Origin of the sequence: Bacillus cereus group sp. N8 (assembly GCF_016483685.1) — a bacterium.
GTDB lineage: Bacteria > Bacillota > Bacilli > Bacillales > Bacillaceae_G > Bacillus_A > Bacillus_A proteolyticus.
Genome location: NZ_JAEHBK010000014.1, coordinates 110,855 through 127,540 on the forward strand (window position 1 = coordinate 110,855; position 16,686 = coordinate 127,540).

Below are 16,686 nucleotides of genomic sequence, written 5' to 3' on the forward strand. Positions count from 1 at the left end.
AAAAACTCTGCTACAAAGCAGAGTTTACGAACTAATTTGTTCTTGGAGCGGAATTTTTTTTTCATCCCCCACAATAACAATCGATTCTGAAGGTTTCGTTACTTCCAACCTCTTAATATAGTGCCCATCTAATTCCTTCACACAAAACTTATAGTTTTCAATTTCAATGGTATCTCCTTCGGCAATCTCAATATTTTTCGTTAGTATCCAGCCGCCGATCGTATCGACATCATCGTCGTCAATAGTCAAACCTAATAATGCATTCACTTCACTAACAAGTACTTTTCCTTCTAAAATTGTTTTCGTCTCACTAACTTGTTGGATTTCCGGTTGTTCATCAGTATCGAACTCATCTTGAATATCCCCTACAATCTCTTCTAAAATATCTTCAACGGTTACAAGACCTGATGTACCACCATATTCATCAATTAATATAGCAATATGCGTCCTTTCCCTTTGCATTTTTAAAAATAGATCATGAATTGGGATAGATTCAATTACTAGAATAATTGGCCTAATATATTGCTCCACTGTCTTTTCACTAACAACTCGATGCTTCACAAAATCTGTAAATATATCTTTAAAATTCACAAAGCCTATTACATGGTCCTTATCACCATCAACCACCGGATACCTCGTATATTTTTCATGAGACATTTTTTGTAAAGCCTCTTCGGCAGGCATTTCTTTATTTAAAATATTCATTTCTGTTCGTGGTACCATTATTTCTTTCGCAATACGATCGTCAAATTCAAATATTTTATTTACATATTTATATTCAGATTGATTAATCTCACCGTTTTTATAACTTTCTGAAACCAACAACCGCAATTCTTCTTCTGAATGCACTTCGTCATGCTTTTTTGGTGGTTTCAACCCAAAAAATTTCGTAATTAGCCGAGCTGATCCATTTAAAAGCCAAATGAATGGGAATGCAATACGATAAAACAAAATGAGTGGCTTAACAACAAAGAAACTCACTTGTTCTGCTTTTTGAATCGCCAATGTTTTTGGAGCTAACTCTCCTACTACCACATGAAAAAATGTGATAAACAAAAACACTAAAATTATAGCCAGAATATCTGCGAGTTGAGTGGGGACATTCCAATTAGCAAACAAAACATCAAACATGTGCTTTAGCGCAGGTTTACCAGACCACCCAATCCCAAGAGCTGTAACAGTTATTCCTAACTGACAAGCTGATAAATATTCGTCTAAGTTTGTAATGACTGTTTTGACAGATATTGCACGATTATTTCCTTCTGCAATTAAATAGTCAATTCGTGAACTCCTCACTTTAACAATTGCAAATTCTGCTGCAACGAAAAATGCCGTTAAGGCAATTAAAACAATCACTATGCTTATACTATATATATCCAAATACTTTTCCTTACTTACAGTGTAAGCAAGGAAGCCACCTCCTACTTAAATTTATTCAAGTGAAGTAAGCATTCTTATACTCTAATAAAATTCTACATTAGCAACCACCTTTTTATATATTATATGCATACATAAAAAAGATATTTATAATTATGATAATCTAATTAGCTTATTATCGTCAAACTATAATAAGCTCAATTTTTCGATGAATAAAAATAGTTTGTATAAATCGTATATGCTAAACAGCTCAATTTCGTGAAAAAACACTTTCTTTGCCGATTCCACACTTCTTTTGTCACACCTGAAGGGAACTTACTACATAACTAGAAATCATTCAACAGGATATATATAGGAGGGATTATTTTGGAATATAAAACACCATTTATCGCGAAGAAATTAGGTGTTAGCCCAAAGGCTGTTGTCCGGATTGCACAACAATTAAATCTTACGATAGAAAAAAATAAATATGGTCATTTTATTTTCACACAAGGTGATTTAGATCAAATGTTAGAATACCATCGTTCTCAGGCAGACCAACCTCACAACATTCAACCTACTCAAACAACACCATCAAATGATTTTGAGCAATTAGCAGCTCAATTAAATTCAATAACGAGAAGACTAGATCGAATGGAAGAACAAATGCTAGATAAAGCAAATGATGTCGTTACATACCAACTTTTACAACATCGCCGTGAAATGGAGGAAATGTTAGAGCGAATTCAAAAACTAGAAGCTGCCTTAAAAAAAGAAGAACCAATATATATTACTCCTGATTCAAAACCAACATATGAAAGAGAAAAGAAACCTAAGCGCCGCAAAATGATTTTTAGTATATTTGGACTATAAACTTGTAGACCCTTATTACAAGAATAAGGGTCTACTTTTTGTATGAAGAAAGAAGGCTGTAACATGATACCCTTCTTCATATTATACATATTCATATATATTTATTTTGTTAACATAATATTTTTACTGTATTCTGCAATAAGTGTCTGCGCATGAGCATTCCCTTGAATAATATCACGGAATTCTTTCAAAGAATACAAATGTGTAGCCCCTTTTCGAGCATGAATCCGTACTGGTACACCTTGTAAAGTATCATGAAACTGGAATGGACTATCTATTGGCTCAATTGGAAAACCGAGTGTAAGTAAATACATATACATTCTTTTTGTAACTGCTGCAATATACCATTCAGCTTTCGTCTCTAACGCATGCATAAATAAAATCGCTGCCAGCCTTTTGAAATGTCCTCTCCCCCGGGACGTTTTCGCAATGCTTAACTTTCCTATTTCATATACATTTTTCAAATCTTTCACTAAATCATTTTTAGAAAACGGATAGAAAAACTCCGAATTTGATTGTTCAGGTACTGTATACTTAATACATTCTACTGTACCGATATGATGTTCATCTTCTATTAATAAAAATCGTGATGGATTTAAATTACGTTCTACAAACATTAAGTTTCTTTCTTCACAAAAATCTCCCCACAGTTGCTCGAACCAAAAATGTTCTTCCTTTGTTTGAACACGCTGGAACATATTTACCCGCCTTTCCCATCGCCGCTCTGTTTTTGATAACGCTTTCACTTACTATCATATAAGAACAAACCTTCGTATGCAACTAAAAATATTTACGTCTTATTATATTCTGCAAATTGAATTAAATTCCTATTTCACACTCTGTTCCCCCGCATGTACCATTCCTTACTTTCTTATACAATCGTACATACAAAGAAAGTTAATTTCTCTAATGAAAGATGATTACCATTTCAAATTCGACCCATGTTATGCTTCTTTCCTTATGGCATATAATTCTTCTTAACCGAAAGAAATCCTTTATAAAAAAGGATTTCTTTTACATTTTATTGCTTTTTAACCATTTTTCAAAAATTTGAATCATTCCGTGCTTTCCCGCCAACTTCTCTTCTCCTTGTTTCGTCTTATACGGATATAATTGTAAAAACACACCACAACCAGATTCTATTTTTTTACTATGCATATGACTCCCTGGATATACACAAATCACTTCATAAATTGCCCTACGATGAAAAACTCGTTTCCCACTTTGTTCTTCTACATATTTAATAGACCAGTATTTATACATTTGCTCCGTCGCTTTCGTATTACCAATAGGTTGAAAAATATTATACATAGGGCTATATTTCACTTCAATAATTATAGATGATTTATATACGTACTTCTCTTCTTCCTTTACAAAACAATCTAGACGTATATCTGGCTTCTTTGTGTCCTCTCCATTATAAAAATTACTTCCTTTACTAAGTGCAATAAGGGGGTGTGTTTCAATTAGATCATTAAATGCGACGTGTACTTTTATATTATCTCTATGCAAGATAACTGTCGTTCCATCTTGTAATCCGTCTAAATAAAAATGTTCTTGTATTTGTTCAAGGATAGGATTCTTATCTTCAAATCCGATTTGTTCTAATATAGAAATAACGATAAAAAAAGCGTAGTATTCATACACTAAAAACGTTGGTTTATATACGAATAATAAAGATGGAGGTTGCTCCGTTTGCTGCGGTAACAATTCTAAATGATGGAGTAATTGTTGATGTGGTATAGATAAAGTGTGCGAATTAATGTTAGCTGTTTCAGAAATTCCCCTCCAAAATGGAGAATACAATAAATTTCGAAAGTATTGCACGCTTTCATGTACGATATGAGCTAATATTTTATATTCTTGTATTTTCACAGAACTTTTACGTAAATCTGCTTCTTTTAGTAAATGTATATTTCTATATTTTTGTTTTTCTCTGTCCGTCACTGATCCATTTCGTTCAATCGTTTTCATAATTGTTTTAACAGCTTGGAATTCATCTGATTTTTTCTTTTTTTCTCCTTCTAGTATTTCAATCGTTTTACGTACAAAACTTTCTGCTTCAAGTAAATAATAATAGAATTGCATTGTTTTAAATTTAAGGAATGCATTTTCAATACTATTTTTTTGCTCCTTAAATTTACGATTATAATATTTCGCATAAAGCTTTCTTTCTGTCATAATGGCAGTTTTTCTCGTTGTCTTCCGCTCTTTCGTTTCCCAATTAAATTCGTGTACAAATTCCGCATTCGATTCTACTTTCTTAAAAATTTGTTTTATTCTTTTCATTTTTTGTGGCAATTTTCTTAACAATACCAAATAAGAAGAATCTTCAATATCACTCAGTGCTGAGAAAGTTTTCTTGTAATAACCTCTATCTAAAATTAACTCGTTTAAAATTGACTTCACATAATCTTGAATCATTTCAAATTGGTCATCAAAAAAGTTTTTAGGAACAACTTGAAACGCCCCATAATAAGTTTTATCTTCTATACGCACTTCAAAATGATATAAGCCACAGCGCCACGGATAAAAAAATTCAGTTTTTCCATGTTCATACACTAATACTCTTTGTTTTTTTTCATTTAATTCATATTGCGACTCTTTTATATTCTTTTGTCCCTCATATACTTTATTCCATATGAATGTAATATCCATTGGATTTTGATAATGGAAATGCAATTTCAGTGGTTTTAATTCCTGTACCTTATAAATACATTGAACTAGTGCTGTAGTAGACGTACAAAGGCGATTTAAAAGGATAAAATCGCCTTTCCCCTCAGTACCAATGATTAGCTTCAATACAAACGGTAGCGTTTCTTTCGTATCGACGATTGCTGTTTCATAACGCTCCTCATTTTGCATATCCATACAGCTCCAGTTCTCTACGCTTTTGTCTAATATAAGCTAAAGAATGTTCAAATGTAGATACACGATTTGCAAGCGGAGACTGTAAAAGTGGTATCAATATCGCTCCCCTTTTTGCTTCTTCAGAAAATAGAGAGCCCACTGTCATTTCTGTCCCCCTTAATTTCGTTAATACGCGTTGCTTTATTTGCAAGTCAAAGCCTTCTTCCCTGCTAATCATATAGGACTGATTATTTTGGAACGGTATATTTTGCAAATACGTAGCGATTGCGTTTGCACATCGGAAAGAAATTCCTTTTGATATATCGTGTGATGATAATACATCATGTAACTTATCCAATAACTCTAATTCCTCTTCAGTAAACACTTCAATCATCTCTTTATTCCTAAACCAATTAATTCGAAATTCTCCCGTTGTTACTTTCAGCGGGGGTTGCTGAACTATTTTCTCTTGTTCTATACTCATCTCGCAAAACGGAATTTTTTGTAACGTAATCAAATTTGTTCGATCTAATAATCGATCGGAAAGCTCTTTCGTCGTTTCATCAAAATTTACAGTGCCTACGAAAATAACATTCTCACCAATTTCCACTGAAGGCGGAATTTGATTTTCTATTTCTTGTACTTTCTCATACAAATTCAAAATACGATTTTGCTTTTCAAGTTGAAGAACGGATAGAAATGGAGTAAACCAATGCTCAATATGTGACATGTTCATTTCATCAAACACAATTATATACAATTGATTTGGGTTTTCTTTAGCCTGCAGTAATGTCCGAACTAACTTCGTTTCACTTTCAATAAAATTACCATTCGGATGAAGGTAGCCGAGAATATCATGTGGTTCTTGATACGATGGTGAAATCGGAATCCAAATTAATTCTTCACCATAACGTAAGCCGAGCGCTTCTGCATATGCTTGCACAAAGCGTGATTTCCCAACACCTGGTATACCGCCAACAATCGTTAACATATTGGTTTTAACACTAATGTGAAAATTATATATATCTGTATCATCCAAATATAGACCTTTTTTACGAACCATACTTTGTACATACTGCAAAAAAGAGGATTCACGCTCATCCCATTCCCAATCCTCCTTTTGCATTTTAATATCCTCTGCTTCAACTAACTTACCTTCTTCAACAATTCGTTTATTTAGTTGCTCATACACATTCTCACTTACAAAATATAAATGATCGTCTACCGCTATTTCTACATGTTTCATCCAATCGTTTATTTCAATATATTTGCATTCTTTTCTTTGCTCAAAATATGAAATTGAACTTATTGATGATTTTAACGATAAATTCCCATATAGTCTTCCTTCATACCATAATAATTCTGGAGGCTCAAAGTCTTTTGGTAATTTAGGCATAAGAAATGATAAATAACCGTTGCTTAACTTCCGTTCCAAAGACGCTCTCTTTTTATAATTCGAGACCTTTGGTGAAGGAATCAATTTATATGAAGATGCTATCTCCCTAGGCTCTTCTGTACATATTAATTCCAAAAATAAATTTCCTCGATCATAATAAAGACGGAACATAACCAATTGCTTTTCTAATTTACGCTTCTTTAAATCAGTAAAGATTTTTTCATTTTTTTTATTACTGCATAATCCTTCAAATAAATATTTTCCAGCCGGAAATAACTCTTGTAAAGTTAAGGGTAATGGAGAAAGGCATTGTACAAAGAAATTTTCTCCATTCTTCTCTCCCTCCGCTTTTGCAAACGTTCCAATAAACCTCATATAATACATTCGCTTTATAAAACTTGGATGAAGAGCTTTATGTAATTTCAACGTAGTCACCTTCTTTTTTCATACTATTCTTAGTGTATGAACTACAATCTAAAACTAGAAATAAAAAACCTGACGTCATCCGTCAGGTTCAAAATTAAAACGTATATTATAGAGAAGGAAATGCTTTTTTTTCTTGTAAAATAGCATTATGAGCAATTTTCATTTTAGCAAGTACGTACCGTAATCTATCTTCGGCATTTTCATCTTTATTTTGCTGTAAACTCGCCAAATTCTCTACAGAACTCGCTAAATTTTCAATCACACCTCGAAGTTCAGGATGATGATTAAAAAAAGATTCTTGTACTAATACTTTCCTTAAATCACTAGCTAAATCCATAATTCTAGTCAACTGTTCTTTTTCTTCCATTTTCATCCCTCCTGAATATCTTATGTATTAAATATTCTCTAAACTAAGAAAAAAGCCCTTTAAATTTAAAGGACTTTTACAATTTTATATTTCCTGACATTAACATATAAATTGACGTGATAGCTGCGATAACAATTGCCCACATCACATATCGCTCTTTGCCTGCAAAACAACGATTCCCTTTTTCTTTTCTTGCAAACATATACACGAGAATCCCAATACCATATACGATTGAAACAAGCAGTAAATTCTTTAAACCAGCTGCGTAAATGAGCCATACAGAATATACAGAAGCAATTAAAGCTAACAAACCATTTTTCACTCTCGCAACTGCCAGCTCTTTCGTAATGACTAATTTCAATTGGTATAACGCTGATAATAAGTACGGCAGTAATATAGATGTTGACGCAATAAAATACATAATTTGATATGTCGATTGTGAAAACAGGACGATTATAAATATAATTTGAGCAACGATATTTGAAATCCATAATGCCATATGCGGCGTTTGCTTCTTATTTGTTTTCGTAAAGACTTTCGGAAATACTCCATCTTTTCCTGCTACGTGAGAGATTTCAGAAACAAGTAAAAACCAGCCAATTAATGTACCTACAAGTGAAGCAACTAATCCGATGTTAATCGCAACTGCCCCCCAAGGTCCAACAACATGCTCTAATACATGTCCCATTGAAGGAGTTTCTAAAACCGAAAGCTCATTTCTCGTCATAGCTCCCATTGACAGCACAGAAATTAAAATATAAATAGACATTACTAAAATTAATCCAAGTACTGTCGCTTTTCCAACGTCCCTGCTATTTTTAGCTCTTCCTGATAATACAACTGCTCCTTCAACCCCAATGAACACCCAAAGAGTTACAAGCATTGTATTTTTCACTTGACCTAGTACAGAGGAAACCGTGATTGTTCCTTCGCCCCAAAAGTCATGTGTAAATGTATCCCAGCGAAACGCTGTTACCATCACGACAATAAATAATAAAATCGGAACTAATTTCCCAATCGTTGCGATAACATTCATAATGGAAGCTTCACGGATTCCAAATAAGATAAGAAAATGAAGTGTCCATAATAAAAGGGATGCACCAACGATAGACGCAACATTATTTCCTCCTCTAAAAATTGGGAAGAAATAACCTAATGTGCTAAACAACAACATAATGGTTGCGACATTTCCTAAAATCCCTGCCAACCAGTACCCCCAGGCACTGTTAAAACCAATATATTCACCGAAACCAGCTCGTGCATAACTATAAATTCCGCCCTCAAGCTCCGGTTTTTGTCTTGCTAACGTTTGATATACGAGCGCAAGTGGAATCATTCCCATCGCTGTAATACACCAACCAATTATCGTTGCACCACTATTTGCTCCTACTGCTAAATCATGCGGTAAACTAAAAACACCGCCACCAACCATCGTTCCAACTACTAATGCGATTAACGGAAAAAATCCTAACTTCTTTTCTATTTGTACCACCCCATCTGTCATTCTAGGTGCTATGTTCATTCAACTATTAAAGTCACCTTTTTCTCTAATAGACGTTTCTCTTATATTTTTTCAGGAAAACATTACTTATTCTAAAAGAAAATGAAGAAAAATGGAATACTTTTTTGAAAAAATGTATAAGTATGCACAAAAAAACCGTCCATTTTGTAATGAACGGTCATTTCAAACATATAAAATTGTATATTTTTTGTAAAATCAATGGAGTAACTTCTCTTTTTGTAAAAATTGTTTTGCTACTTCTTCACTACTTTTACCATTTACGTTTACTTCATAATTCATTTTTCTCATTTCTTCATCTGTAATCTTTCCAGATAATTTATTTAATACTTTTTCAAGTTCAGGATATTTTTGTAACGTCTCTTTTCTTAATAATGGCGCTCCTTGATAAGGTGGGAATAGTCCTTTATCATCTTTTAGCACTTTAAGCCCATATTGCTCCAATTCACTATCTGTTGAATATGCATCAATTACGTTAACATCCCCCGATTGTATTGCACTATAGCGCAGTTTCGGTTCCATCGTTTTAACATTTGAAAACTTATAGTTATATAATTTTTGCATTCCTTTATAACCATCTTCACGATCAGCAAATTCTAATGTAAATCCTACTTTAGCTTCCTGTGCAATTTTTCCTAAATCAGAAATTGTATTTACGTTATTTTGATCTGCTATTTTTTTCGGCATAGCTAGTGCGTATGTATTGTTATACTCCATTGGCTTTAACATAACCATATTATATTTCTTTTCCATTCCCGTGCGTGCTTGTTCATATACTTCATCACGATTTGTACTTTTCGGTTCTTCTTTCACGAAAGTAGATAAAGCTGTTCCTGAAAATTCTGGGTATATATCTACTTCACCTGATTTTAACGCTTCAAATACAAATGCTGTTTTTCCAAGTCCCGGCTTTAATTCCACTTGTAAATCTGTATCCTGCTCAATAAGTTGCTTGTACATTTGAATTAAAATTTCTGGTTCAGATCCAAGTTTGCCGGCAATAACTATGTCGTTCTTTTGTGTATTCCAAAGAAATGGCAAAGCAATCATTACGACAACAATACATATTGTCAATATAACGCGCTTAGAAGAGCGTCTTGGGCTCTCGAGTGCCCGAAGTACTATATCAAAGAATAAAGCGAGTAACGCGGCTGGTACGGCCCCTAAAATGATAAGCGCATGGTCATTTCGATCGATACCAAGTAATATAAGTTTACCAAGCCCACCTGCGCCTATTAAAGCAGCTAATGTAGCCGTTCCAACAATTAATACCATTGCTGTACGAATACCCGCCATAATAATTGGCAATGCGAGAGGAAGCTCCACCTTCCATAACCTTCTCCAGCTATTCATTCCCATAGCTCTCGCCGCTTCTATAAGTGATTCATCTAATTCCCGTATTCCTGTATATGTATTTCGTAAAATAGGTAATAGTGCATACACAACTAATGCGATTATGGCTGGAAGTTTTCCGATTCCTACTAACGGAATTAAAAGTCCGAGTAATGCAAGTGATGGTACTGTCTGCATAACTGCAGAGGTCCCAATTATAAATTCAGCCATTCGTTCTTTTCTCGTTAATAAAATACCAAGCGGCACCGCTATGATTACTGCAAAAAATAGTGAAATAAGCGATATTTGTAAATGCTCACTTAATGCACTCAGCAATTCCATTTTTCGTTCTTGGAACGTTTGAATAAAATCAGTCACTGATTAGCCTCTCCCCTTCATTTGTTCAACAATATAATTGACAATATGACGACTTGTTAACGCTCCAACATATTGACCATTTTCTACAACTGGCACTGACTCTTCACCTTGTAAGCGGACTAGTGCTTCTTGTAAAGGAGAATGTAAAGATAAAGCAGTCCCTTCTACTCGTGTACTATCGTCTAGCGGCAATACATCTTCTATATTCATCCCCTCATACCAAGGTCGTCCACGATTTCCGATGAACTCCTCAACAAACTCATTTTTCGGGTTATGTATAATACCTTCTGGTGTATCTAATTGAACAACTTTTCCTTCTTTCATTACACAAATACGATCACCAAGTGATAAAGCCTCTTGCATATCGTGCGTTACGAACACGATTGTTTTTTGGATTTTTTTTTGCAGTTGTACAATATCCTTCTGGAGCTGCTCCCTACTTAACGGATCTAACGCACTAAATGGTTCGTCCATAAGTACAATTTTCGGGTTTGCGGCTAATGCCCGTACGACACCAACACGTTGTTTCTGCCCTCCCGACAATTCATCTGGCATACGATCACGATATACATCTGGATCGAGCCCAACCATCTGTAGCAAGTCATCGACACGTGCTTTTATTTCCTTTTTGGTCCATTTCCTCATTTCAGGGACAACTGCAATATTTTCAGCAATTGTCATATGTGGAAACAGCGCAATCTGCTGCAACACGTACCCTATATTCCAACGTAGTTCGTTTATGTTATATTGTTGAATATCTTTTCCATCGATTAAAATTGATCCTTCCGTCGTTTCAATTAAACGGTTAATCATCTTCATTGTCGTTGTTTTCCCACAACCACTCGGACCAATGAGAACAAAAAATTCTCCTTTTTTAATTTCTAAATGCAATGAATCCACTGCTTTTGTGCCATCTTCATACGATTTTGACACATGATTAAATTGAATCACAGACACAACTCCTTTCATGTTGTTTCCTTTATTTTGATGGAATATAGCACTCATTTCAAATGATACGCTTTATTATACAAAAAAAGAGCTCTCATTTGAGCTCTAACGGTCGAACAATAATGTTTTCATAATTGCAGCATATTCACGCACATACGCTTTTTTCTTAGAGCGCCTCGGTGTTTCAGCAGCCAAAGCTTCCATCTTTATCCCTAAACGCTTTGCAATTATTTTCGTTCGATATAAATGATACGTATTACTTACAACTACCGCATGCTTTACATCATATAAATCCATACTAAACTTTAAATTTTCATACGTATTTGTAGAGCGGTCTTCAATTAAAATACGATTCTCATCTATACCATGTACCATTAAATAGTTTCTCATACTGTGAGCTTCCGGTATATCTTCATCTTCCCCTTGACCACCTGAAACAATTACTTTCACCTCAGGGTGAGCATGTAAATATTCCAACGCTATATCCAAACGATTTTGAAGAGATAAGGATGGTCTATCTCCAAATAACTTTGCACCTAATATAAGAACGTATGGAGAGTGATTACTCAATGTTTCACGAGCAACTTTATTCATTCGAAACGTCATATAAATGATGGATAGCGGAGGTAGTAATAAGATTATAAGCAAAATCCATTTGTTCATAAATAAGTTAGCACTCCCTTTCTTTTTATTATATAGAAAAAGAAAGGGAGTAAGAAGTGTTTTTTAAACGATGGATTTATTAGACACATTTGCTTCCATTTTACGTTTTGAAATTACATAATAAAAAGCAATCCCTAATGATAGGATCAATATAAAGCTTAGTACGTAAAACGGGATCATCACCCCTGCTTTAGATACGTCTGCCGTAAACAACATTAATAATACAATTCGAATTCCTGTACCAATTAGTCGAAATAAGCTGTCCACACGTCCCATTACTTCATTTGGTATTTCTTCCATCATCAATACATTTCTCGCCACTCTCGTTCCAGCATTTCCAATCGCATGAAAAATCGCAAGTCCATATAATAACATAATGGAAGGCTCAATAATCATTGCGGTAATTGAAATTACATAAATGAACATCGTCATAACGATTGAAACTTCTGTTTTGACATATTTCATCATGATTGGAATACTTATTCCTGCAAGAACCGCTCCGACACCGTACATCATACCTTCAATTGCGTATACAGAGGCACTAGCTTTGAGTATATTTGAAATATATACTGGGATTAAATAATTTGCCATCATGACACCGATAAACGGCATATAAGTCGCTAGTAAAAACCAAAATAACTTAGGGCGCTTTTTCATAAAGTGAATTCCTTCGAACAATTGCTTCTTAAATGTTACTTTCCCTTTCACTTCTTTTTTCTTTACATACGGTATACATAAGAACAGGAAAAATGCTCCTGCAAAAGTTAACATATCCACTAACAAGATCCATTTCAAAGAAATAATCTCAATTAAAAAGCTAGCAGCTGCACCTGAAATAACTTGCGTTAATTGTCCTTGTATTTCCATTGTGCCACTTAAACTTTTATAATGCTCTGATTGAAATATTTCTTGGTTAAATGCAAATATTGTGGGATAGAATAATAGATAATAGATAATAGATAATAGAAAGAACCTGCTATATAAATAATAATGTAATGAATAGAATTGTATGATTGCCCAGCAAATCCCCAAATAGCCATCATTCCTATAATGGCTATCCCGATACCTTCGTTACATAACAATAAAGATTTTCTTGAAAAACGATCTATGCTTTGCCCAATGAATGGCGTTAGCAAAAACATGATGAGAGTTGCAACGATAGAAATATACCCAAACGTTGTCTCTCCCCCACTTTCCTTAATCAACAGCCACGGAATCGTTATCATAACATTCTAGGAGCCAATAGCAGATAAACTATTGGCTCCTAGAATGTAATATAAGCGAGAATCCTGATAAAGAGAGGACATATCACTCAACTCCTAATTGTTTTTTCACCTCTTTATATACGCTCATATATGCTTTTAATTCTTTAACTAAATCATGAATTAATGGTTTTGCATCTTCTCCAAGTTCACCATCTTGCACATGTAATCCATCAAGTACTACTTGTTTTGGGATTGCATTTGCGTAAACGCCTCTAGCGACAGTGCGCATACTATTTAATGCGTTTATTCCCCCTTTACCTCCTCCAGCAACTGCTAACAATGCGACAGGTTTATGGATGAATTCACTGCTACTTAAGTAGTCTAATGAATTTTTCAGCGCTCCGCTCATCGCATTATGATATTCTGGTGTACATAGTACTACTCCATCCGCAGCTTTCACTAAAGCTTTTAATTTTTTTACTGCCTCTAATTCACGTTGTGATTCTTCTCCATTATATAAAGGCAATTCCGCTACTGCTAAATCGTATAACTCCCCTTCAAATTGCTCTGCAATATATTTTGCCACAACGCGAGTTCTACCGAATTTTCTTGGTGTACCGTTAATAACGACTAGTTTCATAATTATTTCTCCCCTTTGTTTTCAAGTTATATTTATATATTATCAGAAATTTCTATACAAAACACAGTAAAAAGAGGGAAAAACTTTCATTAAATAGTATGAGTTTCACAAAACTAATATTTCCTATTTTTTCACAACCTCATGTCCACCGAATTGATTACGAAGTGCAGAAACCACTTTTCCGTGGAATGTATCATCTTCTTGTGAACGGTAGCGCATAAATAATGACATAGCAATAACTGGTGCCGCTGCTTGTAATTCAAGCGCAGTTTCAACAGTCCATTTCCCTTCTCCTGAAGAGTTCATTACACCTTTAATGCCATCAAGTTTCGGATCATCTGCAAATGCTTTTTCAGTTAAATCCATTAACCAACCGCGGATAACTGATCCGTTTGTCCATACTTTTGCAACATCTTCATAATTGAAATCAAAGTCACTCTTATCTAGTACTTCAAACCATTCAGCGATTGCTTGCATCATTCCGTATTCAATACCGTTATGAACCATTTTTAAGAAATGCCCACTACCCTCGCGGCCCGCATATGAATAACCGTTTTCTACTGCTAAATCTTTAAATAACGGTTCTAATTGATCATAAATTTCTTTTTCTCCACCAACCATTAAACAAGCACCGTATCTAGCTCCTTCTACACCGCCTGATGTACCGATATCTACGTAATGTAAGCCAAAGCTTTTCGCTTCTTCAGCACGACGCAACGTATCTTTATAGCATGAATTTCCACCTTCAATATAGAAATAAATTTATAAGCACTCTTATATAACTCTAGTTCCTCTTCTTTCATCCATAATAATTTAGAAAGTGGTGACATTGGATGAATGGGTGTACCTGTTCGTCTATAAATTTCATGTCCATTCATATGTTCTAATAATTTTTCTGATTGTTTCGTACTCCGATTATCTGCCCAAATGATAGAGCGCGTTAACGGCGCACCGTTTTCATCTACAGCAATTAATGCGTGCATTGCTGTACTAATACCGATTGAAGAAATATCCTCTGGTAACACATTACTTTCTTCGATGGCAACGCTTACAGTTTTGAATACAGCGGCACATATTACATCGGGATCTTGCTCAGCCCATCCGACGTTTGGTTGAATAATTGGATAATCAATTGCATGTGACGCAACGACTTTCCCTTTTTCTGTGAACACAACCGTCTTCGCACTTGTGGTACCGATGTCAATCCCGATTACTCTCCCCCTTGTTTCCATGCGGATCTTTCCTTCATTTCTAGCAATATACGATTTAGTAAACCGTTTACATGAATTAGTATATAAATTTTTTCTTAAATAAAGTTTTATAAAGAAAATTTTTTTCATAACAAAAAAACAAACCCCTTCATTCCATTTCATTTACATACTAGAATTAGCTTTTCCGTGCGGTAAAGTTGCATTATATTCGTTTCGCAACACACTCTTTTCCTCTCATTAACAACACATACAGAGGGAAAACTATTGTTTTGACTAAACGAGGTTGGTTAGTAGTGAAAGCAAAAGGGGAAATACTAGCTGAGATAGAACAGCGCTTGAGTGAAAAGATAGGTGCTGAACGAATACAAATGATCAGAGAAGATTTAACAAAAATAGTTGATGAAGCAAGAGAAGATAAATTTATATCGGGAGTAAGACCAGTCTGGTAAATATAGAGTTTATAAAAGAGACTAGCCGTACATGGTGTACCATCTGTGGTTTTGAAAAAGTTTAACCGTTTATAAAAAAGATGCACCGGAATTTCCTATCTCTTTAAAAAAGGGATTTCGGTTTTTCTTGTGGATTAAAAATCTGTTAATTGATAATAAAGTTATTCCATTAAAGGGCCAGATTGTTGAGTAAAAGCCAAATGAAATTTAGCAGTTTAAATAATACGTTGATTAAAAACAGAAACACACTTTACCAAAATAAATTAAACACAAGGGGTAATTTTAATGAGTAGAATAATACTTTGGAATGTAATTGTAACACATAAGAAAAAGCCTTGCTGTATAAACAAGACCTTGTCACACAATGGTATATCTGGTATCCTCTGAAACACATAAATTTAATTTGTAAGTTCTTTTAGGATTTTCGGCATCCGTTCCTTTTTAAAGACAAACTTGAAAGATTGATTGTCTTTTAAAGTAACTTGAATTGCTCCATTAAGTACACTAGTTAGTTCTTTACATTCCGTTATATCGAAGCGATGAATTCCGATGGCGAGTTGAATGTCCAAATTTATTTGTTGTTTATATACAAGCAATCTTTGGTTTGTTATCACTAAAACTATTGGCATATTCTCTTTAGTGAGCCAAGAAATTTCAGGAAGAAGTTTCATCACCCAATTAGTAGGGGCAGTTCTTCCAGTAAAGACATCGATAATTTGTTCATTAGGTTCTAAATCATGTTTAACTTTTTCTTGATATTTAACAGAAATATTCATTTTTATTCCCCTCTAATGTCAGAATTTTCGGTTTATTACATGAAGTCTGCCGAATTTAATTTTTTAATCTCTCCTATTAATTCTCTTAACTTCATTTCAAACCCTTCAGACAATCTTTAGGTGAACATCTCCCTTGTACGACGATGATTTATATATGATCGAACTTTTTTATAAAAACTGTATATGTATTCATATGAAAAGAATCCATTTTAATCAATCTTGATATGCTCCCCCTTAGGTAGACAGATAAAAAATAAAAATCTGTTTATCTAAGGGGGCGTTTTTATGTCACGAATA

12 protein-coding genes and 4 pseudogenes are annotated in these 16,686 nt (G+C 34.2%); 2 read left to right on the forward strand and 14 right to left on the reverse strand.

All coding sequences use genetic code 11. From position 1 onward, the window contains the following. Positions 1 to 24: 24 nt before the first annotated feature. On the reverse strand, positions 25 to 1,380 hold the full coding sequence (locus tag JDS80_RS19925; protein WP_098890138.1) for a hemolysin family protein: 1,356 nt from the start codon (positions 1,378 to 1,380) through the stop codon (positions 25 to 27). A 363-nt stretch (positions 1,381 to 1,743) separates the two neighbouring features. Here JDS80_RS19925 and JDS80_RS19930 point away from each other — a divergent pair, with 363 nt between their 5' ends. Then, positions 1,744 to 2,229 carry a chromosome segregation protein gene (locus JDS80_RS19930; RefSeq protein WP_098890139.1) on the forward strand — a complete coding sequence of 162 codons (486 nt, stop codon included), beginning with the start codon at positions 1,744 to 1,746 and terminating at the stop codon, positions 2,227 to 2,229. Positions 2,230 to 2,330: 101 nt separating this feature from the next. Here the strand turns inward: JDS80_RS19930 and JDS80_RS19935 are convergent, their stop codons facing one another. From JDS80_RS19935 to JDS80_RS19990, 12 genes and pseudogenes are all read right to left on the reverse strand, one after another. Beyond that, positions 2,331 to 2,927 carry a hypothetical protein gene (locus JDS80_RS19935; protein ID WP_098890140.1) on the reverse strand — a complete coding sequence of 199 codons (597 nt, stop codon included), beginning with the start codon at positions 2,925 to 2,927 and terminating at the stop codon, positions 2,331 to 2,333. A 316-nt stretch (positions 2,928 to 3,243) separates the two neighbouring features. Beyond that, positions 3,244 to 5,094, reverse strand: coding sequence for a hypothetical protein (locus tag JDS80_RS19940; RefSeq protein ID WP_098890141.1), 1,851 nt, complete (start codon positions 5,092 to 5,094; stop codon positions 3,244 to 3,246). Beyond that, positions 5,084 to 6,901 carry an AAA family ATPase gene (locus JDS80_RS19945; RefSeq protein WP_142347577.1) on the reverse strand — a complete coding sequence of 606 codons (1,818 nt, stop codon included), beginning with the start codon at positions 6,899 to 6,901 and terminating at the stop codon, positions 5,084 to 5,086. The genes JDS80_RS19940 and JDS80_RS19945 overlap by 11 nt, the downstream gene beginning before the upstream one ends. A gap of 106 nt (positions 6,902 to 7,007) precedes the next feature. Beyond that, on the reverse strand, positions 7,008 to 7,268 hold the full coding sequence (locus JDS80_RS19950; RefSeq protein WP_071745835.1) for a LemA domain protein: 261 nt from the start codon (positions 7,266 to 7,268) through the stop codon (positions 7,008 to 7,010). 76 nt (positions 7,269 to 7,344) lie between these two features. Next, a complete protein-coding gene (locus tag JDS80_RS19955) occupies positions 7,345 to 8,772 on the reverse strand; it encodes a basic amino acid/polyamine antiporter (protein ID WP_199639834.1) in 1,428 nt (475 codons plus the stop codon). Positions 8,773 to 8,985: 213 nt separating this feature from the next. Then, positions 8,986 to 10,497, reverse strand: coding sequence for an ABC transporter permease/substrate-binding protein (locus JDS80_RS19960; protein ID WP_071745836.1), 1,512 nt, complete (start codon positions 10,495 to 10,497; stop codon positions 8,986 to 8,988). A gap of 3 nt (positions 10,498 to 10,500) precedes the next feature. After that, positions 10,501 to 11,448: an ABC transporter ATP-binding protein gene (locus JDS80_RS19965; protein WP_083596022.1), complete on the reverse strand. Its 948-nt coding sequence runs from the start codon at positions 11,446 to 11,448 to the stop codon at positions 10,501 to 10,503. A 102-nt stretch (positions 11,449 to 11,550) separates the two neighbouring features. Continuing rightward, positions 11,551 to 12,108, reverse strand: a complete 558-nt coding sequence (locus JDS80_RS19970) for a YdcF family protein (protein ID WP_098890424.1) — start codon at positions 12,106 to 12,108, stop codon at positions 11,551 to 11,553. A 63-nt stretch (positions 12,109 to 12,171) separates the two neighbouring features. After that, positions 12,172 to 13,334: pseudogene (locus JDS80_RS19975) on the reverse strand (MFS transporter). An 82-nt stretch (positions 13,335 to 13,416) separates the two neighbouring features. Continuing rightward, on the reverse strand, positions 13,417 to 13,953 hold the full coding sequence (locus tag JDS80_RS19980) for an NADPH-dependent FMN reductase (protein WP_071745885.1): 537 nt from the start codon (positions 13,951 to 13,953) through the stop codon (positions 13,417 to 13,419). Positions 13,954 to 14,076: 123 nt separating this feature from the next. Beyond that, positions 14,077 to 14,703 (reverse strand): annotated as a pseudogene (gene gnd / locus JDS80_RS19985) (phosphogluconate dehydrogenase (NAD(+)-dependent, decarboxylating)); the annotation flags it as partial. Continuing rightward, positions 14,661 to 15,185, reverse strand: a pseudogene (locus JDS80_RS19990) (FGGY family carbohydrate kinase); the annotation flags it as partial. The pseudogenes JDS80_RS19990 and gnd, both read right to left, overlap by 43 nt. Before the next feature lie 230 nt (positions 15,186 to 15,415). Here JDS80_RS19990 and JDS80_RS19995 point away from each other — a divergent pair. Further along, positions 15,416 to 15,613 (forward strand): annotated as a pseudogene (locus JDS80_RS19995) (MarR family winged helix-turn-helix transcriptional regulator); the annotation flags it as partial. A 398-nt stretch (positions 15,614 to 16,011) separates the two neighbouring features. Here JDS80_RS19995 and JDS80_RS20000 read toward each other — a convergent pair. Then, on the reverse strand, positions 16,012 to 16,389 hold the full coding sequence (locus tag JDS80_RS20000; RefSeq protein WP_071745886.1) for a hypothetical protein: 378 nt from the start codon (positions 16,387 to 16,389) through the stop codon (positions 16,012 to 16,014). Positions 16,390 to 16,686 lie beyond the last annotated feature (297 nt).